The following is a 20,308-nucleotide window of genomic DNA, read 5'->3' on the forward strand; positions in this document are numbered from 1 at the left end:
CGCCAATGGCAGATGCGCGATGCAGCAGGGAGGGAAGAACCTGCGCGGTTGCGCGAAACGGTGGTGGTAAATGACCCTGCCGCAATGCGCATGGCGGCGCTGGTCGGCATGGGGGTGACGATGATCGCCAAGCCGGACGCGCTGCCCTATCTTGAAAGCGGGGACCTGATCCGGGTTCTGCCCCACTGGTATGCCGATGCCGGGCCGATCTCGATCTACTACGCCAACAGGACGCTTCTGCCGCTCAAGACCCGCGTGTTCGTCGATTTCGTCGTGGAAGCCTTCCAGCGGGAAAAATGGCCGGAACGCTTTGCCGGAAGCCTGGGATAGCCAAGGGAAGTTTTGGGCTTCAGAGGAAGCCTCAGTGATATTTAGCGGAATAATGACGCTACTCCACTTTCGGCGGACATGTCCCTGCGCCGTAGTTGATACGTGCCCCCTGCAGACGTCGCTGAGGGCTGAGCACCCTCATCTAAGCCGCCCTCCGAGGCCAGTGACACCACCAGTCATTAACTACGGATCAGGCCGAACCGATGAGCTTCGTTCAGCAGGTCGCGGACGGAGGAGGGCTGCCATTTCTTGCCACCTCTCGCAGGGCGTTCTCCCATCTGATCCATTTGGGCGGCAATGTCTCGCAGTGACAAGCCGGGATCGGTAATAGCGATGGCCGCCACGAGCTTCATATGGTGATCGTCTACTGGTCTGCGGGGAGAGCGGGCCAATAATCCAGGCTCTGCGAGCTTCTCCCTCACCATGCGATGGACGGCGCGGCGCAGGCGCTCGACAGTCCAGTCGTGGCCCTTCCGATTGAGGATTCGCACAACGTTGTCCCAGCTATGCTGCGGTCGAAGCTGCTTTACCATCGGAAGCCAGGTTTGGGCGGACGTGATTAGTTCGTCGAGGTAGACTTGGTTTTTGGCGGCCGCGGCCGCGCGGATCGCTTCTGGTCGTCGTTCGCGAAGGCCTGGGTTGCCTGCAAGGCGGCCACGAGCCTTGGCCGCGCTCATCCCGGACTTTGTCCGTTCAGCGATGAGCGCGCGCTCGAGCTGGGCGACTGCGCCAAGGACCTGCAGCGAGAACATGCCCTGTGGCGTCGATGTGTCGATCGGATCGCGAAGCGATCGGAAATGTACGCCGCGTTCCTCAAGGTTCTCGATGACATCGAGAAGGTGGCTGACGGATCGTGCCAGCCGGTCCAGTCGCACGACGACGAGAACGTCGCCGGCAGACAGCTCCTTCAGCACTCTGGTGAGAACCGGTCGAGCACGAGAGGCGCCAGAACCATGCTCTTGATGAATGCGGTCGCAGCCGGCCATCCGCAGTTCGTCGATCTGCGCATCATGGATCTGGTCGTCGGTGGAAACACGTGCATAGCCGATAAGCCGACGGGACGGGGGAGGGGCAATGTTCTTCGCCGGTTTTGCCATGGATTTTTGCCCTAATTCCGCTATCGCTGTTCAAATAAGGAATGCGCTGATAAAGGTTCCTTTGCAAGCGTGGATTAGCATAGGGACGCGAGTCTGTAGAGCGCGATTTTCGACCTGGTCCCGGCTATGGCCATTTACTGAGGTGAATGCGCTCCAGCGGCGTTCTGCGGCGGAAATGCTGGAAAATAAGGCTTCTGATGGCATGACGTTCGCTGATTGGCTCGCCGACGGGACAATACCGACCGAAGTTCGCTTCGCAGGCTGCGGCGACTGCGCTGTAGGCGAGCGGGCAAAGCGCGAAGGGCGGGTTGTATCCGCCGAATTAGGGCGAAATAGGCCACAAATGACCGGAAATGTGGGGAATCCGCTGAATAAGGATGGCCGACAGGGTGATTTGCGGCTCGAAATCAATCTACCATCGATAAACAGTGCTTATCGATGGTTATACATCGGAAACAGATCCGCACCCATGACGGATGTGGCTTTTACTTCCCGATTTCAATTGAAGTCCTAAGCTGAAAATCCGGCGTGCGGATTTGATCTAGCGCATTCACGGAGGGCAGGCGAGGCGGCTTACGGCTCGGCTCGCGGAGATCCTGGCTGGTCCTCGGTCTCGGGCACCAGTGCTCTCTGCGCTCCCGTGCGGATGATTGTCATAAAAGTGTCATAAAGCAGCGCAGGCAATTGAGACTGAAAGGGAAATTTGCCAACCTCAATTGTCATGAAGCCAAAGAAACGAGACAGTAAGCCCACGGTCGGCAACTCACAGACGCTGCTCCAACAGCTTGCTCGAACCCCGGACAAGCTGTTTGGGGAATCGTTTGGCCAGCAGTACGGTGCCCTGTGCTTCCGGTACAAGGAGGATAGTTCCGAGATTGACGTCCTGGTGATCACCTCGCGGGACAGTCGGCGATGGGTTATTCCCAAGGGATGGCCGATGAAGGGCAAGAAGCCCCACGAAGCGGCGGCCATCGAAGCATGGGAAGAAGCCGGCGTGCGCGGTCGAGCGAAAAAGAAGTCGGTGGGTCGTTATACCTACCTGAAAGAACTTGCTGACGGCAATGTTGCCTTCTGCATCGTAGATCTGTTTCAGATTGAAGTGACGGAGATCGGGACCGATTTCAAGGAGCGAGGACAACGCGTCTTCGACTGGGTTAGCCCGAGCGAGGCGGCTAGGCGCGTTCGCGAAATCGAGCTGAAATCCCTGCTGGTCAACTTCAAGCCGAATGCGAGCAAAGCCCGCGGCTGACACCGGGACAGGGGAGGGGGTCTTCAGAGCCCGGAGGCCTTGGTGAGATTGATTCGGAACCGATCGCGCCGGCGCTGATATTTGCGGGTCATTTCCGCGCTGGCATGGCCAAGCTGTTTCTGCACATAACGCTCATCGACCTCCGCCGAGGAGGCGAGGCCGGCACGTAGCGAGTGGCCAGAGAATTTCTCGGCACGTTCGCTCTCGGAAAGATCGCCTCGCACTCCGGCCGCCATTGCCGTCTGCTTGACGAGGCGGGCAACGTGCTTGTCGGCGAGGCGATCCGGGCCGACATCCTTGCCTTCACCAGTCACACGGCGGAACAGCGGACCGTGCGCGATTTTTGCAAGTTTCAGCCAGGTTTCCAAGGCGGTCACAGGACAGGTAGCGTCTGAGGAGCCACGGCCGATCTCGACTTCGCGCCAACCGGTCTTGCCGCGCAATGTCACCAGCAATCCCTTATCGAGCACCTCGACCCAGCCCGAGGAATCTTCCGTCTGATCGCGGCCGACGTCCAGCCCTACGATCTCCGAGCGCCGCAGGCCGCCGGCAAAACCCAGCAGCAGCATGGCGCGATCACGCAGGCCGCGCAATGAGCCGCGATCGAGGGTCTCCAGCATGGCAATCAGGTGCTCGGGCAGGACGGCTTCCTTTTGCCGGGGAGGGGAGGCGTGGGTGTTGCGAATGCCGGCGAGGACGGTGGCGATATGGCGGTCTTTCCGATCGAGTGGCGTGCCGCGCTGGGCAAAATTCCAGGAGAGGGCCGACAGCCGCCGTTCGATCGTCATGACGGAACTGGGCTTGCGGTCAGCCGTTGCGGTTCCCGAGGCGCAGGCGGTGATGTAAAGACCGATGGTTTGCGGGCTTGGCGGGACATAGGCAAGACCCTGGCGCCGGCACCAGCCGGTAAAATGTTTCCAGTCGGCGGCGTAGGCTTTACGGGTGTTGGCGGAGCTGGCGGCCTCGACATAGCCACGTGCGCGATCGGCGAGCTGTTCCAGATGCGCCGGCAGGCCGGCGCTCGCCTGCGGAGGGGAGGGGAGCCCGGCGCCGTGCATCGGGATACCGGCCGACGACTGTGGCGCCGAAACATCGTCGCCGGCGGCCGTGCCGTCTGGGGGAGCAGCACTCTCCTCAGCGTGATTTTTGGTGTTTTGCTCGATGATTTGGGCCATTCCTCTATAATGACAACAACGTCCGATAATGCAAGATTATCGGACATTATTTGTTGCCGACATAGCGTGCGGTTTGATGCTTTATTTGTGGCAAAAAGCGCGCATTCGGTTTATGTTTTGCCGCATGGATTCGCTCGCACCCTCCGCTTCAACGATCCCGACCTGGTCGCCCCTCCTGCCAGGCTGGATGCGGCCGCGCGCTCATGACATCACCGAAGCCGACGCCGCCTTCGCCGCCGGTACCGCTCTGAAATCGCTTGACGATCTGATCCGCGCCGAGCCGCCGTGGCTCGGCTGCTGGCGCGATCGCTTCGCCCTCAAATCGGCTGCCGTCGCAGCCCGGATGGTAGGTCGCGGCGAGGGGGAAAGCACCATCCGGGACGCCGTTTTGCTGACGGCCGCCGGTGATGATCCTGGGCCAGCCGGAAGGCTGTTTTTCGCCACACGAATGCTGACACGCCGATCCGGGACTATCGGAACCCCCTTTATCAGGGAGCTTGCCGAACTGTTCGCGATCCGATGGGATGACACTCTTGCCTCGATTCCCGACATAGTCGATTCTACGAATCAATCCGGACGAGCGGCACCCTTTGCCGTGGCGGACCTGATAACGGCAATCTTTGCCGTTCGTCCGGACGCCGAGGTCCTAGCCCTAGGGCTGGCCGACGCCGTGTTGGCGCAAAAACTGAAATGGCCGCAACCAATTTCCCTGTTGCTGCTCGGACGCTATGGTCCAGCCTTCCGGACTATCGGTGGGCGAGGTCGCGTGCGGCCCGGCGAGTCAGAGTATCCAAAAGCGATCTGCCTGGCATTGGTCGATGGTGCCGGAGCCGCATTGCGATCCGCCGTCGAGATCGACCGTCGCGCGGCGCGGCTGCTGGACGTGGCGCCAAAGATCAGGACCAAGGGCGCCGAACCTGTTATCCGAAAACTGTTGACCGAGGACGCTGTGCCGGCGTCGACCCCGGGCAGTGCCCTGTCGCGGTGGGCTGCCACTCGGTTGTTCGAGCGTCTCGAACGTTTCGAGGTCGTGCGCGAGCTGTCCGGCCGCTCGTCCTTCCGCATATTTGGGTTGTGACGATGGCGGAAGCGAGTGCAGCCAAAGCCCGTCGTCAAGCGAAAGAGCGGCAACAGGAAGTGTTGTATGATCGGGAGCTGGAGGATCTGCCGGCGGAGATGCGCTGGCGTGAATGGATGATGCGGGTCGAGGCGGTGATCTTTGCCTCGGCCGAGCCGGTTTCCCGCGAGACGCTGGCGCGGGTGGTCGGCAAGGATTGCAGTGTCGATCTGTTGATAGATGACCTCGTTGAGGAACTGCGCACTCGGCCTTACGAGCTGGTCTCCGTTGCCGGTGGCTGGCAGCATCGGACCCGGGTGCGGTTCGCCGAGACCATTCGCGCCTCATCGGCGCCGACGCGGGGAGGGGCGGCGGCAATGTCCGAATTCGAGGCGATGGTGCTGATGGCAGTGGGCTATTTCCAACCGGTCACCCGAGGCGAGTTGTCGAAAATCTTCGGCAGGGAAGTGTCGCGGGACACGATTGGCGCCTTGCGGGGCGCCGGCTTCCTCGGTTCTGGGCCGCGCAGCCCGACGCCGGGCTCGCCCTACACCTACGTGACCACGAAGCAATTCCTGTCGGCGTTTGGGTTGGAGACGTTGCGCGACCTTCCCGACATAGAGGCGCTTGAGGACGCGGGACTTCTCAGTCGCAGGGTTATCGAGCCTGATGCATTCGCTGAGCAGGACCGCGATGACAATGAACAGAATTAGTTCTTCGGTCATGCAAGTTGGTCAACAGGACTGGATCGACGGGTGCCACGCGGGTGATGATGGCCGAGGAAGCAGCTACGAGAATGGCGGTTTGCTACATGAAAAGCCGATACGGATACACGTTTCCTGGTAAGTCAGGAACGTTCGCGATCGTCCTAGCGAGCCGCTGTGAGTATCGGATACTGACCGGTACCGGGTCATACAGCGCGTCGTTGTTCCAGTCCATCTTGGTCAATGCGAGAGCTTCGTGAGCAGTAAGTTCGAGTGATCCGCTACCGGCATGTCTGATTAGTTGGAGAGGCTTGGGGATGCTCTTCTTGCCCTGGTAGTAGTCACCCTTGCTCGATACCTCGGGTGCATTGCCGGCAACCCAGACAAGCGCAGAGTTGCCTGATCGTATGACGACGGTTCCTCGAGGAACAGGGTATCCAGAAGGCTGGCTCGGTGGGCTAGTCCGGCCCGATTGAACGAGCCAGACGCCTCTCCAGCATGACGCCTGACTGACCTCGACGCATTCGACCTCCTGAACGCCCGCCAGTGCGTCAAACGCACCTTCTATTTCTGCTTGTTTGAACGCCGTTGTTTTGTGGATGACCAAACGTTTTGGCAGATTTCCGCCATTGCGTCCCTGGTAGAGTTCGAGGCTGCGGGCGAGCACCGCGCGCATATCGTCTCTGCTCAGGAAGGGGTTCCGCCGGGCCTCGGCAACGTCCGCGACAGGGTCACGCGCCTCGAAAGCAACGAATTGCATTCCGCCCCCATCCATATCGAACACTTGCGAACAGCAGGTCACATAGTGGGCGTCGCGCTGGTCGCCACGCAGCGCGTAGGCGAGTCCGATATAAGCTGTATCGTCGGGTACCCCTTTCAGGGGCGCAAGTTTCCAGGGTGTACCAGCCGCCTTCACATATATTGCGGTCGCAAGGCGCCAGGAACGCGAAGCCGTATGAGTAAATGAAAAGACGCGATCGTTCAGCACCTGCGTCGGAATATTGTATTTCGCCCCTAGCGCTTTGAGCGCATCATGTGCATCGAAGAATTTCCCTCGTGTTGCGAACGTCCAAGTATCGGGGAAATGCACCAACACAACGTCGAAATCATTGCGCACGCTGTCGAGCCGTCGCAATGCGGCGTCCATCGCTTGAAATAATCTGACTTGCGCGTTGCCGTCACCTGGAAGCTCGTCAATGGCATCGGGCCACTTGATGTGAGCATCCCGCGGGGCAGATTCGAGCTTTACTTGAAAGAGAGACTCAAATCCTGGATAGGGAGGGACGTATTCCGAGCGATCGCTGGGCTGGTGAGATTGGAGAAGCGAGGTCATTAGCTCGCCTCGGCGTTTGAACGCGCTTTCTGGCCCAACGGTGGCGATCCGCACCCGTGCTGTGTAGCCACCAAACGAGCCCTTGGAATAGGGTCCAAAATTAAGAAGTCCTCTCAATGGATGTACGTCCACCTGCTTATCGTCTGAGGACGAGAACGAGAGCAATGGCTCATCCAGCAGTGTAAACGGTGGAAGTTTGGATGTTAACGCAGAACTAGCCATCACTTACGCCTGTCAAAATAACGGTGATGATGTCCGGGTCTGCTCCACCCGGTGACACGCGATATGCGGAATACCGCATCGACACCCTCCCGATCATTCAGCTCGAACGCGCTCACACTGCCGTCCTGCGTGTTCGTCAACAGTTGCGCCCAGCCATCAATGATGTCCCCCCACTGTCTATTGTACTTCTGCGCCCAGCGCTCTCTTCGCCAGTCGCCAGCTGGATCTCCGCCGCGGCGCCCCATAGGTAAGCCGACCAGATCATCCGCGTCGTGTGGCGGTTGAATTTCTCCCGCCTTCTCGCCCTCAGCAACTCTCGGAACGTCTACAAAGGTGTAGGGCTCGAACCCACACCACCAGCGCCCCTCAATCTGCTCCAATTTCAAGAACACGCCTTCCTGATAGGGGAAGCCGAGCTGTGGCACACTACCTGTCAGTGCGCTCTTATAGGCCTCTCGAAGCTGGCGAAGAGCTGATTGTCGGTTGCGCGCTTTCTCCTGATCCTCGCCTTCGCGAGGTGCTGCAACAACCAGGGAATGGCCCGCGTGCTTAAACCGCGCAAGGAGCGGGCGTCGCCTGGATAAGGCTTTGACCAAAGCGTCATAAAGAAGCCCAAGTGCCCAGCTGTCCTTGGCTCCATCAAGTTCAAGCGTTCCAGCTGTTCGGGCTCCGAGCGGGGCGAGTGCAGCAAGGATTTCCTCGTCATTGCCGAATGCTGCCAGTTCTCGGCCGTTCGCGGCAACGACTGCTCTGCAGCGTTTTTCCTTCAGAAGTGCTCTTGCGGCGGCAGAGGTTGTGGTCTGGGAAAGTGCAATCTTCCGAGCAGTGCGCGGCAGTGAATCGATCAAAAGGGCGGAATACCGGAGAACGGGAAAAGGCCGAGCTTCGCGGCTCGGCAGATTCACCGGCACCAGCCGAGCGGCGGCCCGCCCCTGCATGACATGATCAACCAGTACTGTCGGTAGCTCAACTGCCTTGATGACATCTGCGGCGAGTTCATCGAACGTCTTGCACTCGACCACGGCGACATCCACCCCAGCGCGTTGGGCCGCTTCGAGGAATTGAGTGACCGCGGGCAGTAGTCGGGAGGCTGAAGACGCGACCCAATATAATCCGTTGGGAAATGGCGACTTCTCCTGGAGGACAGCACTCAGCGCCTCCATGACCGATGCGTCGCGCCCGCTATAGCCGACGAAAACCATGCCGAAGCGTTTACTGGCCTCGACCAGGACGTGTCGCATTTTTTCGTCCTGCTTTTCGAGTTCAGAACCTGTATTTTTGATGGAGACGGATTGATAGTCACCGTGTAGCTTTGCGACCAATGGCCAGTCTGACTCGTTCAGGCACCGCATGGCGCGTTCGGCTGAGTCGATCGCGGCAACAATCGGACGTGCCTGTTCCGTGACAGGAAGGAGTGCATTCGCGGATGTCGCGGACTCTTCAACGAGCGGGTCGAAATTGGTGGTGAACACGCAATCGACCGTCTGGCCGGCGATCAAACTTCCGAGAACCTTATGTCCGAAGCTTGGCGTGCCCTTGGAAATGGCATCGTCGATATATTGTCTGCGATGCCTGGGCTGGGGGTAGACCGCCTCGAAGGCGGCTGCGTATTCGGTAGGATCCCCATCCGGGGGCAGTATCGACGTCCGGCGGAAGAACTCATCAATCCGATCGATCCAGACTTGATCGCCTGTATCGATCTCCTTCTTGGAAAGGTTGTTCTCGCGGCAAAAAATCTGGGCTTTAAAGTCGCGGATCATGGCGTAGCCAGTCGGGATCCCGGACGCTGCCGACGCACCGGCACCCAGAAACCAGGCTACAAGATTTGGCCGCAACGCGAACGCCGTGGAAAATACAGCCGCCGAGATCGTCGGAATAGGATTAATAGTGATGTTCCTCTTCTACGCGATTCTAGACCTTATATATTCCAGTAATTGTGTTCACGGGATACGACTCAATAGGATGTTGTAGGTTAATCCACTATTGTTCTTGACGATGGACCGCAGAAAGACGCTCATGACGAAGATCGATATCGGGCTCCGGCAGGCTCGCAAGCTTACTAACTTGCCACATGACGAGCGTACCGCATTTATCTCCGAAGGCCTGCCGATGCTGTTGGAAAGCGCGCGGGGTCTCTATGCTGCATCGCAAACCGTTTCGCATATGCCGCGGGAATCGGCCGTGCTGAAGGGGCATGCGGAAGAAGAGGCAGCCAAGATTCTTATCCTAATGGATATCGTACGCTGCCCTAAGAAACTCGTCGCCGGCAGGATCGGTACGCTGATGGGCTGGTACTACGATCACCTTGCGCGGCTTCTCTATGCAGAAGCCTGCCGTTGGCGACCGATCAATCTCAAGGAATTGCGCACGATCATTGATCGCCGCCGCGTCACTCACTATCTCGAGGGTGGCATGGGCGAGTACATCGTACCCAACGATCTTATCTATCGTCGGGAAACAAGCCTCTATGCCGATATTGAGGCCCTCGACGACGGCATCTTCCAATGGATTGCACCGAGTGGGTATACAAGTCTGTTCGACGCCGCGCCCGACGCTCTGGTTGTCGCCGAGGCCCTCTCGGCCTTCGGCGCCTTCAGCGTCAAGGGTCTCAACGCGGTTTCGACGGTATGGAACGAGATGGATTTTCAGGATGATACAAGCTGCCACGAGAACGACCGGCTCATCCAAGCCACATTGCAGCGCCTGATTGACGAGCAATTGGCCTCGGAAGCGGCGAACGAGGACCATGTCCAAAGCCTATACGGTCGCTGGCAGATGCCTCTTTATGCACTGGAAATGAGAGCTAAGGAGGTGGACCGCTCGATATTGGTAGCGGAGCAGGAAAATATGCTGTGGGCTGAGATGGGTGTCAGCTATGAATATTGATGGTCAACGAGGGAGCGGACCCATCGCTGCATAGGCCTCGGGAAATTCGCTCTCCAGCAATGCCTCTTTCATATCGTTGAGACCGTGCAGCTTTTGAAGGGTTTCATCGCTGACCGTAGTAAGCGCGTGAGCCATTATCGTCGCGATAAGTATCGCGAAATGGAAACAGGCGAGAAGCGACCGATCATACTCAAGCGATCCCGCATGATGCAGGCCCGTCAGATCGACCTGGACGTGGGTACCGATATCTTTAGGCGGCTGCATATGGCTATAAACTGCTTTCGGGTTCGGATGTGCGCCATAGTCGATCGAGCCTTGATATGCTGCGATGATTACATCGGCTTTTGCCGGTTGCGACTCAGCCCTTGCTATGGCCTTGGCCACATCTGTCACCGCCGATGTAAAACGATTTCGCGCAGCTTTCGTTGATGCTTCGTCCTTATGGCGATCGAGCCATATCCTTTCCACCTCTGCGTCGCACGCCATTAGATGGCCGTAGCAAACGGATTCCAACGCCGTACGCAGCAAGGGATACGTAGCAGCTGCGTGGCCCGTCAGCGCCATTCTAATCGCACTCACATAGAGCATGAAACTATTCATCAACAGGACCGCGCCAGTCGGCGTAACATCCTGTTCACCTGTCAATAAACCATCTTTGAAGAAGGCGTAGCAGTCCTCGATGGCAGAAAGCCAAGGGGAGGGCGTGGACATCGTTTCTGTAAGGTTTGCATGCCCTCCGTCGATGTAATCGCGAAGGCTATTTTCCATTTTGAACAGCATCGAAGCGGCCTTTAGCGATGGGTTGTATTGCACCAAGCGTAGCGAAATCCTATCTAAAGCAAAGAAGCGTTTAGCCTAACAGGCTTAACAGGTGCGGGGGCAGTTCCCGCAGCGGCGCTCTGTGCCGTTGGCTTCTTCCTTCTTCTGCCCCTAATCGGGGTGCAATTCTTCCTGTTCAAGAATCTAGAGAGAAAGGGTACGCCTATGACCACAGAGACGACAACGCTAACGACCGGAACTAACCACCTTTGGAATGCAACCTTGCAAACTATCGTGGCCTTCGGCACGGGCGCCGCGTCAGGGCTTACCCTGTTAGGCTAAATGCTTCGATGACCAAACGGCGGCAACGCCATCTGGATGCCGCTCATGAGTGAAACCTACACCCCTTCCGCGATTGAGGATGCCGATTGGTACGACTGGCTCGTCATCTTCAACGATCGCGCCCGTGATTTCATCGGCGAAATCGCACTCGATCCTCCGCACCGTGAAGATCCGAGAGTTCAGTCCGCGAAATTCGCTATCGCGGCAAGGGCCTTCAACCTGATCCGTTCGGCGCTGATCCTGTTGGAACGGGGCGAGCAACTCGCGTTCCGGATACTGGCGCGGGGTATCATCGAATGTGCGATGCACATGGATGCGGCCTGCAACACCTCCGAATACCTGACCATCCTCTTCGAAGACGATAAGTCTAGCCGGGTCTCACGTGGCAAGCTTTTCCAGAAGATGGCGACCAATCTGTCAGAAGACGCTAATCGTGAGCTGCAACAATTCGTTATGGGCGAGGGCACGAAACCGAGAAGCCTGAATATCGGTGAACTGGCCAGGGGGAGCGATTTTCCGCGCTACCAGCTCCACTACCGGCAGATCTCTGCGGACACCGAACATGTGACCTGGACGTCGTTGTGCCGTCATCCGCAGGAAACGTTCGACAGGATACGCCTCGAGCTAGATCCCCAGCTTGAGAACTACGAAATGTTCGATACGGTCAGCCTCATCGCGCTTTCAGCGATGACGATCGTGAAGCAGTTGCGGGACTCGCTCGGCATCATCCAAAACGAGGGAGAGTTCTCGGCCCTCGGTCGTCGCTATCTCGAGCTGTATCGCGAAGGCGTCGCGGAATTCGGTGAGCAGCCGGACGCCGAAGAAGGTTGAAGTTTTAACTAGAGAATCTCTCAACAACGGGCTCAAGGATACTGGGGTGTTTCATCGGTGCGATGAGGCTATCCAAGCCATCCGGTCGCCGCCGCGATGAGCGTGGCTACCAGCCGCGGAAACGCGGCGACTTTCGCGCCTTGAATGTCAGAAAAAGATAAGCTATTTTCTGACATATGAAAACCGCCCGAATATCAGTTCCAAACCGAATCATGAAGCGCGCCCGTGCCAGCGGGCGTGGTGGCGTTTTCACGCCCAGTGACTTTTTGGACGTGGCCGCGCGGGCGACGGTCGATCAAGCCCTTTCCCGGTTGGCCAAGAATGGGAAACTCCGCCGTCTGGCGCGAGGCCTGTACGACTTCCCGAAGGTTCATCCGCAACTTGGTCCGCTTTCGCCGACCCCTGACGATGTCGCGCATGCGCTAGCGCGGGAGACCGGATCTCAGGTACAGATCGCCGGTGCCCGCGCGGCGAACGCCCTTGGCCTGTCAACACAGGTGCCAGCGAAGAGCACCTATCTGACCGATGGCCCTTCGCGTCGCGTCGTACTGGGCAAACGCGTCGTCGATCTGCGTCACGCTTCGCCCAAGCATCTTATCGCTCCGGGCAGTGCTGCCGGCACAGTCGTCCAGGCCCTTCGTCACGTCGGGGCAATACGTGCCGCCGACGTTGCGCACGTCGCCTCGCGCCGGCTGTCGGCCAGCGACAAGAAGACGCTTGCATCCAATGCGATCCAGGCCCCCGCATGGATGCGGCCGACGCTCGTCTCGATCGCCAACGCAGCATCGGGTGAGATCGATGGATAAGGTCGCTCTTCCTCCGGCCGACGATCGGGCGGCCCTCTTTGGCGAGACGGGCGCTGGCCGAGGCGTCGCCAATACGATCATAGAAAAGGACTTCTGGGTCTGCTGGACCTTGAAGCGGCTTTTCGGCCTGCAGCATAGGGATACTGCCACCCTTGTGTTCAAGGGTGGCACATCCCTTTCCAAGGCGTTCGGCGCCATCCGCCGCTTCTCCGAAGATATAGATCTATCTTTCGATCGGGCGGACCTCGGCTACACGGGTGACCGGGATCCCGAGAAGGAGGGCATCAGCAAGAAAAAGGCCGATAAGCTCATCGAAGCCCTGGTAAGCGATGTCGAGCAGCATATTGCCGAGAAACTGCTTCCGGCTCTTCGCTCCGCGATCGTCGGGCAACTCGGTGAGCCGACCAAAGGCGAGTGGTCGCTGGAGATCGACCCCAGCGACGCGCAGACTGTGAACTTCCACTATCCGACCGTGCTGCCCACCTCGGAATATGAAGGCATGGCCTATATTACGCCGCGGGTGAAACTCGAGCTCGGCGCGCGCGGCGATCCATGGCCCACCGAGGAGAGGGTCATTCGCTCCTATGCGGCGGAGGACTATCCCGACTTCTTCGAAGATCCTGACAGCACTGTCACCGTTCTCTCCGCGCAGCGGACCTTCTGGGAGAAGGCTACAGCGTTGCACGCAGAGGCGCATCGACCCGCAGAAACGGCGACACCGCAATATTTTTCGCGGCATTATTATGATCTGGCCATGCTTCTCGACACCGACGAGGGCAAAGCGGCTGCCGTGGATTTCGACCTACTGGCAACGGTGGCGAAGCACAAAGCGACCTTCTTTAGGTCGGGTTGGGCCAGCTACGACACCGCGCGGCCGGGCACGTTGAGACTGATGCCAAGCGCGGCACGGATTAAAGACCTGCGCGCCGATTATCGCGCCATGGCGCCGATGATGTTCGATGAAAGACCGCCCGCTTTCGACGACATACTTGCGAAAATCGAGAAGATGCAAGAAACAGTCAATACATAGCTTGATGCTACATGCTGGGGGAGGGAAGTTTATTAGCTCGATACGGTCCATAGATCTGCGTATTGTAGATGACCTCGTCGACTTCGTGCGAGGCCCTGGCTTTGTCCTGGACTTTTCAGACACCAGCTTCGCCGACTTTTTCGCTTCCGAACTCAAGGTCAGCATCGACGATCCCAAATATGCGGTGAACGGAGGGTCAAAGGGTAAACGCCTGCGTTACTTCCTGCAGAACTGCGACGACGCCACTGCGCTCCGCACCCTTGCGGCGCTCTGGGAGCACCGCTCGGAATATCTCGCCCGTACTGGTGGCAAGGATCCCGTCGTCAACGCCGAGACCCGTTATCAAGGGCTGATCAACCGGCTGTCGGGCGGGGGCGCTCCGCAACCAGCAACCCATAACTCGACGGCCGGCACAGTAGACCGGCAGAAGATCGCTCAGATCAAGTCGGACCTCTTGCAGGTCACCTCGCTTGCTCCTCATGCCCGCGGCTATGCGTTCGAAGGCTTTCTCAAGGATTTGTTCAACGCATTCGGCCTCGCCGCTCAGGAGCCTTTCCGGCTTCGGGGTGAACAGATCGACGGCAGCTTTCTGCTTGGAAGCGACACTTACTTGCTCGAGGCCAAATGGCACGGCCAGCCCCTCGGCGTCGCCGAGCTCCACACCTTCCATGGCAAGATCGAGCAGAAGGCGGCCTGGACCCGCGGCCTGTTCGTCAGCAACAGCGGATTCACCGATGACGGCCTTGTCGCCTTCGGGCGCGGCAAGCGCGTCATCTGCATGGACGGTCTCGACCTCTACGAAATGCTGGAGCGAGAGTTACCGCTCACTCACGTTCTCGAACGCAAGGTTCGCCGGGCCGCGGAAACCGGCTCCGCCTTTGTTCGCGTCCGCGACCTCTTTCCTCAGTAGCCGGGGAGGAGGGGTATGACGCAGTTCAATGATTGGTGCCTTTCGGTGGACGAGCCCGTCGGCAACCACTTCCGCCGGGTGATGACCGGACAGGCCGCGGGCTTGGCTACGGGGATCCAGGCGACGGCGGCCATTGTGCCCGGGCACTATGCGTCGGAAGAATCGGTTGCGCGGGCACTCAACCGACTCGGCAAGCCTGCCGCCGCAGCGCTCATCGAGGACAAGCTTCCGACAACGAAGAATATCCGTTCCGGCGATCTCGGCGAGATCTACGCAACGGAGTGGATCGACGCACACAGCGGCGGATACCGCGCGCCGATCAAACGCTTGCGCTGGAAGGATCACCGTAACATGGCGATGCGCGGTGATGACGTCATCGGCATCCTTCAAGATGCTGCCACAGAGCGCTTGCTCTTTCTTAAAACCGAGGCGAAGAGCCGCGTGGCGCTGACCGGTCAGGTTCTCACCGACGCGCGCGCGGGCCTGGACAAGGATGGCGGGCTGCCGTCCGCTCACGCGCTGTCCTTCATCTCGGCACGCCTTCTGGAACTGGACAATCTGCCACTCGCCGACGCGATCGACGATGCGCTGCTCAAGCACGGCATTCCCGTCCAGAACGTCAAGCACCTGCTTTTCACGTTTTCCGGCAATGCGCCGGACGCCCTGCTAACCGCTTCGCTCCAGGCCTACCCCGGACCTATCAACCAATGGGGTGTCGGCCTTCGAGTTGAGGCACACGCCGCCTTCATCGGCGCGGTCTATGATCGAGTAATCGCCGATGCCAACAACGCCTGAAGCAATCGCGGCCGACATTACAGAAGCGGCTACCGCCGGCTTTCGCGGCAGTCTCATCGCACGCGGTCAGGCGCGAGCGATCATCTGGCGGGACGGCGCGCTTCCGCCGGACGCACCGGCCTTTGCGTCGCAACTTAGCTACGACTTGCATTCTTATGGCTATGGCCTTCTCGGGCTCGGCCTTCGCCTTCGAGAGCTTGGCGGCGACGCCGCACAGGCGCGTACGGCCTTTGAACAGGCTGCCACAGCACTGGAGGCGGTGATTGCCAAAGGCGATCGCCTTGAGGCTGATCGCGACTTCCATTTCGTCATGGCGGCGGCGAGCTATCATCTCGCCCATCTCTCGGCCCGCGCCTACTCGCTGCTCGCGATCGTCGAAGCCGACGAGAATTTCGCGCCTATCGAACGGGCACTTGCCCTGCTGATGCGGCGAAACTTCAGCACACTTCGCATCAGCGTGCTCGACTATCGGGCGTCCAGCGAAGGGAGTGATGCCCGGATTACGGCCGGCATTCAGGCCAAGCTCGACCAGGTCGAGGCGGCGGGCAATCCCGCGGATGGCAGCAATGATTTCCTCTTCGATGGTCTCGACACCGCGCTAACCGACGCCTTTATGGCGGCCATGTCCCTGTTCCTCCTCGCCCTGGAACGTGGTGAGCGACCGCTGCTCGATCAGGCGTTGGAGCGGCTGCGCACGAGCCTTTCCATTTGCAGCGAGATGAACATGCTGCCGCAATGGTGGGCACATCGCATCGCGCTCCACCTCTTGTCTGATCTCTGGTCGAGCACCTTCCACGAAAAGGTGCCGCTCCAACCAGCCGGCGGCGAGGCGGCAGACTGGCCTCGACTGCGTGAGCTGTTCATCGCCCTGCTGCAACGGCGGCCAAGAGCCGAGGTCGACCTGTGGCCGTCGCAGATCGAGGCGACGACCCGCGCGGTTGACCAGTCCGACGATCTCGTGGTTTCGCTGCCTACCAGCGCGGGCAAGACCCGTATTGCCGAACTCTGCATCTTGCGCTGCCTGGCCGGCGGCAAGCGCGTGGTCTTCGTGACGCCGCTTCGCGCGCTGTCGGCACAGACGGAAACAACCCTGCAGAGGACCTTTGGTCCGCTCGGTAAGACGATCTCGGCACTCTATGGCAGCATCGGGGTCAGCGGCTTCGATGAAGACGCGATCCGCGAACGTGACATCGTCGTCGCAACGCCGGAGAAGCTCGACTTCGCACTCCGCAATGATCCGTCTCTTCTTGATGATGTTGGCCTGCTCGTTTTCGACGAAGGCCATATGATCGGGCTCAACGAGCGCGAGGTGCGCTATGAGGTTCAGATCCAGCGCCTGCTCCGCCGCCCCGACGCGCACACACGGCGTATCGTGTGCCTTTCGGCCATTCTGCCTGACGGAGACCAGCTCGACGACTTTGCCGGCTGGCTGCGGCGCGATCATCCGGGTGGCGTCATCAAGCACGACTGGCGTCCGACCCGGCTGCGCTTCGGCGAGGTCGTATGGACGTCGCCAAACGCGCGGTTGAACCTTCGCGTTGGCGAAGAGCGCCCGTGGGTCCAGCGCTTCCTTACGGGAACGGCACCCCCGAACTGGGTGCCGCCAAAGCGTAAGAGAACGAAGCTCTTCCCCGACGATCAACGGGAGCTCTGCCTGGCAACAGCCTGGCGGCTGATCGAGGATGGGCAAACTGTCCTGATCTTTTGCCCGCTACGCAAAAGCGTCGAGCCATTCGCCGACGTGATCGTTGATCTCCATGAGCGCGGGGCGCTGCGGACGCTTCTCGAAGCCGATCCCGCGATCCTCAGCACCGCAATCGCGCTTGGCGAGGAATGGCTGGGGCCGAACAGCGCAATCCTGAAATGCCTGCGCCTGGGCGTCGCCTTGCATCACGGTGCCCTTCCGACGGCTTACCGCAAAGAGGTGGAGCGCCTGCTGCGCGACGGTGTTCTCAAGGTGACGATCTCCTCACCGACCCTAGCACAGGGCCTCAATCTGTCGGCCACGGCCGTCATCATGCATTCGCTCCACCGCAGTGGGGAGAGGATAGACATCTCGGAGTTCAAGAATGTCATTGGCCGCGCCGGCCGCGCTTATGTCGACGTCGAAGGCATGGTGCTTTTTCCGATGTTCGACGATATTGCGAAGAAACGGCGTAATTGGGAAGCCCTCATCGGCGATCTTGGCGCGCGAAACATGGAAAGCGGACTGGCGCTTCTCGTCTGGACGCTGCTGTCTCGCATGCACGCGCGGATCGGCGGCGACCTGAATCAGGTCGTCGACTACGTCGCTAACAATGCCGCCGCCTGGACCTTTCCCGAGATCGCAAACGAGAAGCCCGAAGACCGCGAGCGCGCACTCGCTGATTGGGAGCGGCATGTCGCTACGCTTGACACGGCCATCCTCAGCCTCATCGGCGAAATTGATATTCCTGACGACGGCATCGAGGCCGCGCTGGACGACATCCTGCAATCATCTCTTTGGCACCGTCGCTTGCTGCGGCAAAACGAGCAGGTGCAGCAGGTTCTGAAGGCCGGCCTCGTGTCCCGAAGCCGCCTTATCTGGAGTCAGTCGACAGCAGCGCGTCGTCGAGGCTACTTCCTGGCTGGGGTCGGACTGACAACCGGGCATGCGTTGGACGCCATAGCGGAAGATGCGAACCTCCTCCTTATCCAGGCCAATGCGGGGATACTGGAAGACGATGCCGACGCGGCAATTGCGGCGATCACGGGTTTGGCCGAGCGCGTCTTCGAATTTTATCCCTTCACCCCTGATCCCTGGCCGGCGAACTGGCGCGATATTCTCCGCGCCTGGCTCCTCGGCCAGCCTCTTGCCGGCATCGCCGCCGGTCAGGAATCCGAAACACTGCAGTTCATTGAGGGGGGCCTAGTCTATCGCCTTCCCTGGGCCATGGAGGCGCTGCGCGTTCGCGCTGCCGCGAACGGCGATTTGGTTGGCGTCTTTAGCCTTGCGCTCGAAGACCATGAGATTGGCCTTGCTGTTCCTGCCGTCGAGACTGGAACGTTGAATCGATCTGCCTCCATCTTGATCCAGGCGGGTTTCAACTCAAGGCTTGCGGCTATCAAAGCCGTCACCGATACTGGCGCGATCTTCCAGACGGGCTCAGAGCTTCGCCAATGGCTGAACTCAGAAGCCGTCACTGCAATGAGCGCCCAGCCGGAATGGCCGACGGCCGAGACGAAGGCGATGTGGACGGAATTTACCCAAAGCTTCACCCCACCGGAAAACCGGACTTGGGCCGATCGCCGATACTGGGCAAATGTGTCGTGGTTTGGCGTCCCACCACCGCCGGGAACGCCGGTCCAACTCCACCATTGGGCCGATCACCCACGGGTGCTCTCGGCCGATGGTGCGCAGCTCGGCACGGTACAGGCCGCGCTCAATCCGGCTCGAGCGGGATTGGTACGCGCCCAGGTCGCTCAAGACGTCAACAGGATCGATATCAGCTATCTTGGACCGGCCGACCTATCAGCAGCGTGAAGCGCAGTTTCCAAAGGCGTCGGCGGATCGTGTGCTGATCGCCGGTGCCGAAGTCCTTGATCAGATCAGCCGTGTGCCGAACAAACTTCTTCGTGACGACCATAGCTCTTTGCCATGGTGGAAATCATTCTGCCCGGACATTTTCAGCTTTCGACTTGCCCGTCTTGCGATCCTGACCGAGTTCGTAGCTCACTTTCTGCCCGTCGCGAAGGGAGCCTGAGCCCTGTAAAGCGGACACATGCACAAACACATCGGCTCCCCCGTTGTCGGGCGTGATGAATCCGAAGCCCTTATCTTGGTTGAAAAATTTCACAGTCCCGGTGGCCATATCCCATCCTCATTTATTGGTCGGTTTCCTCGCCGCGCAATCTAGCGAGCGATGAGCTGCCATGCAACGCATCCCGCAAGCGTACAGAGCCACTTTAGTCGGTCCTGGCAACCTCGGGGTTTCGATTGCAGCAGGCGGGCCTAGATCGCTTGGCCAGCGATCGTCAGTTGCAATACCGGCACGCCCCGCACGCACTTTCTTCAACCAATTTGAGCTGTTCCAGCTTCCCCTTTTCCGACAAGCGCAATTGTCGCCCCCAGCGCGATCACACCGGCACATAGACGAATTCGCATCCGCCCGCGGGATTTCAGGTGAGACCTGCCGATCTGTCAGGCGATCGTCTCAAGAACCTCGTGATGGGCAACAAAGGCTCCCGGACCATTGTTCAGCAACGACAAAATGTTGGACTGAGAAATAGGTACCGTAACGATCTTTTCGATGTTTGTAGCCGTCCATTCGATATCGGAATCTGCCGCAAAGTCCTCGCGCATGGAAAGCACGGTGCGTCTTGCCTCTTCGTGATCGGTGAAAAAGATATCTCGCAGTCCCGTTGGCGTCCAGCGCTCTTCAAGCGGAACAGAGGCGTCGGAATATGTGTAGAACGTATAGGCAAGTCCTTCAGCCACGGTTTCTCCTTTCGCATACCGGCGGTACGCCCCCGCCATTGCATGCTCATTGACCCCTGGTGATCGGGGAGTTGGAAAACCGAGCGTACTCGATCCCTGGGCCTTTAGCTCGAAGAGCCTGTTGCATACGCCGCAGGCTCCCCGACCATAAGGTCAAGGAGTCGAAGCCATTCTGGTTGGCCTCCGACCAGTACGCTTAGGGGTTTCCACGCCCCGAAGCAGCGCGTACTGCTTCAACGGCAAACTTATGTCATCCCGTTGAATTTGTCCTGAAATTTCTTCATCCAGTCGCTGCCTCATCATCGTTACCGCTATTCCAACGCGGC

The 20,308-nt window shown here is 59.3% G+C and carries 19 protein-coding genes; 12 read left to right on the forward strand and 7 right to left on the reverse strand.

All coding sequences use genetic code 11. The features are described 5' to 3' along the window. Positions 1-330 (forward strand): LysR substrate-binding domain-containing protein (locus tag L904_RS07010; RefSeq protein WP_245303275.1); only part of this gene is annotated, 330 nt, incomplete at its 5' end. A 179-nt stretch (positions 331-509) separates the two neighbouring features. Here the strand turns inward: L904_RS07010 and L904_RS07015 are convergent. Next, complete coding sequence (locus L904_RS07015; protein WP_020809951.1) at positions 510-1,427, reverse strand: recombinase family protein; 918 nt, start codon at positions 1,425-1,427, stop codon at positions 510-512. Here L904_RS07015 and L904_RS27620 point away from each other — a divergent pair. After that, positions 1,405-1,941 (forward strand): hypothetical protein, encoded by a 537-nt coding sequence (locus tag L904_RS27620; RefSeq protein ID WP_155246252.1) that lies wholly within the window; start codon positions 1,405-1,407, stop codon positions 1,939-1,941. The two genes, L904_RS07015 and L904_RS27620, sit on opposite strands and share 23 nt — an antisense overlap. 207 nt (positions 1,942-2,148) lie before the next feature. Further along, positions 2,149-2,676, forward strand: coding sequence for an NUDIX hydrolase (locus L904_RS07020; RefSeq protein WP_020809952.1), 528 nt, complete (start codon positions 2,149-2,151; stop codon positions 2,674-2,676). A gap of 23 nt (positions 2,677-2,699) precedes the next feature. Here the strand turns inward: L904_RS07020 and L904_RS07025 are convergent, their stop codons facing one another. Beyond that, the gene (locus L904_RS07025) at positions 2,700-3,851 is read right to left on the reverse strand and encodes a site-specific integrase (protein ID WP_020809953.1); all 1,152 of its coding nucleotides are present in this window, start codon (positions 3,849-3,851) and stop codon (positions 2,700-2,702) included. 112 nt (positions 3,852-3,963) lie between these two features. On the opposite strand from L904_RS07025, the gene L904_RS07030 reads away from it, so the two are divergent. Further along, positions 3,964-4,929 carry a DUF1403 family protein gene (locus L904_RS07030; protein ID WP_155246261.1) on the forward strand — a complete coding sequence of 322 codons (966 nt, stop codon included), beginning with the start codon at positions 3,964-3,966 and terminating at the stop codon, positions 4,927-4,929. Positions 4,930-4,931: 2 nt separating this feature from the next. Then, positions 4,932-5,621 (forward strand): SMC-Scp complex subunit ScpB, encoded by a 690-nt coding sequence (locus L904_RS07035; protein WP_035261456.1) that lies wholly within the window; start codon positions 4,932-4,934, stop codon positions 5,619-5,621. Positions 5,622-5,715: 94 nt separating this feature from the next. Here the strand turns inward: L904_RS07035 and L904_RS07040 are convergent, their stop codons facing one another. After that, a complete protein-coding gene (locus tag L904_RS07040; protein ID WP_031233806.1) occupies positions 5,716-7,167 on the reverse strand; it encodes a nuclease PIN in 1,452 nt (483 codons plus the stop codon). Next, positions 7,167-8,927 carry an SIR2 family protein gene (locus L904_RS07045; RefSeq protein WP_020809957.1) on the reverse strand — a complete coding sequence of 587 codons (1,761 nt, stop codon included), beginning with the start codon at positions 8,925-8,927 and terminating at the stop codon, positions 7,167-7,169. Before L904_RS07045 ends, L904_RS07040 begins: the two co-directional genes overlap by 1 nt. 256 nt (positions 8,928-9,183) lie before the next feature. On the opposite strand from L904_RS07045, the gene L904_RS07050 reads away from it, so the two are divergent. Beyond that, a complete protein-coding gene (locus L904_RS07050) occupies positions 9,184-10,053 on the forward strand; it encodes a hypothetical protein (RefSeq protein ID WP_020809958.1) in 870 nt (289 codons plus the stop codon). A gap of 3 nt (positions 10,054-10,056) precedes the next feature. Here the strand turns inward: L904_RS07050 and L904_RS07055 are convergent, their stop codons facing one another. Further along, on the reverse strand, positions 10,057-10,869 hold the full coding sequence (locus L904_RS07055; protein WP_155246253.1) for a hypothetical protein: 813 nt from the start codon (positions 10,867-10,869) through the stop codon (positions 10,057-10,059). Between the two features lie 330 nt (positions 10,870-11,199). Here L904_RS07055 and L904_RS07060 point away from each other — a divergent pair, with 330 nt between their 5' ends. From L904_RS07060 to L904_RS07085, 6 genes are all read left to right on the forward strand, one after another. Continuing rightward, positions 11,200-11,985, forward strand: coding sequence for a DUF5677 domain-containing protein (locus L904_RS07060; RefSeq protein WP_155246254.1), 786 nt, complete (start codon positions 11,200-11,202; stop codon positions 11,983-11,985). Between the two features lie 212 nt (positions 11,986-12,197). Further along, on the forward strand, positions 12,198-12,791 hold the full coding sequence (locus L904_RS07065; RefSeq protein ID WP_020809962.1) for a DUF6088 family protein: 594 nt from the start codon (positions 12,198-12,200) through the stop codon (positions 12,789-12,791). Next, complete coding sequence (locus tag L904_RS07070) at positions 12,784-13,821, forward strand: nucleotidyl transferase AbiEii/AbiGii toxin family protein (protein ID WP_020809963.1); 1,038 nt, start codon at positions 12,784-12,786, stop codon at positions 13,819-13,821. Before L904_RS07065 ends, L904_RS07070 begins: the two co-directional genes overlap by 8 nt. Positions 13,822-13,825: 4 nt before the next feature. Further along, a complete protein-coding gene (locus L904_RS07075) occupies positions 13,826-14,731 on the forward strand; it encodes a restriction endonuclease (protein WP_245267288.1) in 906 nt (301 codons plus the stop codon). A 15-nt stretch (positions 14,732-14,746) separates the two neighbouring features. Next, positions 14,747-15,526 (forward strand): Hachiman antiphage defense system protein HamA, encoded by a 780-nt coding sequence (locus L904_RS07080; RefSeq protein ID WP_020809965.1) that lies wholly within the window; start codon positions 14,747-14,749, stop codon positions 15,524-15,526. Beyond that, a complete protein-coding gene (locus tag L904_RS07085; protein WP_020809966.1) occupies positions 15,510-19,028 on the forward strand; it encodes a DEAD/DEAH box helicase in 3,519 nt (1,172 codons plus the stop codon). Before L904_RS07080 ends, L904_RS07085 begins: the two co-directional genes overlap by 17 nt. Before the next feature lie 124 nt (positions 19,029-19,152). Here the strand turns inward: L904_RS07085 and L904_RS07090 are convergent, their stop codons facing one another. Then, positions 19,153-19,356: a cold-shock protein gene (locus tag L904_RS07090; RefSeq protein ID WP_020809968.1), complete on the reverse strand. Its 204-nt coding sequence runs from the start codon at positions 19,354-19,356 to the stop codon at positions 19,153-19,155. A gap of 329 nt (positions 19,357-19,685) precedes the next feature. After that, positions 19,686-19,982 carry a hypothetical protein gene (locus L904_RS07095; protein WP_020809969.1) on the reverse strand — a complete coding sequence of 99 codons (297 nt, stop codon included), beginning with the start codon at positions 19,980-19,982 and terminating at the stop codon, positions 19,686-19,688. Positions 19,983-20,308 lie beyond the last annotated feature (326 nt).

Source organism: Agrobacterium sp. LY4 (genome assembly GCF_001526585.1).
Taxonomy (GTDB): Bacteria; Pseudomonadota; Alphaproteobacteria; order Rhizobiales; family Rhizobiaceae; genus Agrobacterium; species Agrobacterium leguminum.

Coding starts and splice junctions, on each gene's coding strand:
- L904_RS07020 (WP_020809952.1), top strand. CDS start 2,149: ATGAAGCCAAAGAAACGAGACAGTAAGCCCACGGTCGGCAACTCACAG.
- L904_RS07030 (WP_155246261.1), top strand. CDS start 3,964: ATGTTTTGCCGCATGGATTCGCTCGCACCCTCCGCTTCAACGATCCCG.
- L904_RS07065 (WP_020809962.1), top strand. CDS start 12,198: ATGAAGCGCGCCCGTGCCAGCGGGCGTGGTGGCGTTTTCACGCCCAGT.
- L904_RS07040 (WP_031233806.1), bottom strand. CDS start 7,167: ATGGCTAGTTCTGCGTTAACATCCAAACTTCCACCGTTTACACTGCTG.
- L904_RS07075 (WP_245267288.1), top strand. CDS start 13,826: ATGCTACATGCTGGGGGAGGGAAGTTTATTAGCTCGATACGGTCCATA.
- L904_RS07045 (WP_020809957.1), bottom strand. CDS start 8,927: ATGATCCGCGACTTTAAAGCCCAGATTTTTTGCCGCGAGAACAACCTT.
- L904_RS07085 (WP_020809966.1), top strand. CDS start 15,510: ATGCCAACAACGCCTGAAGCAATCGCGGCCGACATTACAGAAGCGGCT.
- L904_RS07070 (WP_020809963.1), top strand. CDS start 12,784: ATGGATAAGGTCGCTCTTCCTCCGGCCGACGATCGGGCGGCCCTCTTT.
- L904_RS07025 (WP_020809953.1), bottom strand. CDS start 3,851: ATGGCCCAAATCATCGAGCAAAACACCAAAAATCACGCTGAGGAGAGT.
- L904_RS07035 (WP_035261456.1), top strand. CDS start 4,932: ATGGCGGAAGCGAGTGCAGCCAAAGCCCGTCGTCAAGCGAAAGAGCGG.
- L904_RS07015 (WP_020809951.1), bottom strand. CDS start 1,427: ATGGCAAAACCGGCGAAGAACATTGCCCCTCCCCCGTCCCGTCGGCTT.
- L904_RS07090 (WP_020809968.1), bottom strand. CDS start 19,356: ATGGCCACCGGGACTGTGAAATTTTTCAACCAAGATAAGGGCTTCGGA.
- L904_RS27620 (WP_155246252.1), top strand. CDS start 1,405: ATGTTCTTCGCCGGTTTTGCCATGGATTTTTGCCCTAATTCCGCTATC.
- L904_RS07080 (WP_020809965.1), top strand. CDS start 14,747: ATGACGCAGTTCAATGATTGGTGCCTTTCGGTGGACGAGCCCGTCGGC.
- L904_RS07060 (WP_155246254.1), top strand. CDS start 11,200: ATGAGTGAAACCTACACCCCTTCCGCGATTGAGGATGCCGATTGGTAC.
- L904_RS07050 (WP_020809958.1), top strand. CDS start 9,184: ATGACGAAGATCGATATCGGGCTCCGGCAGGCTCGCAAGCTTACTAAC.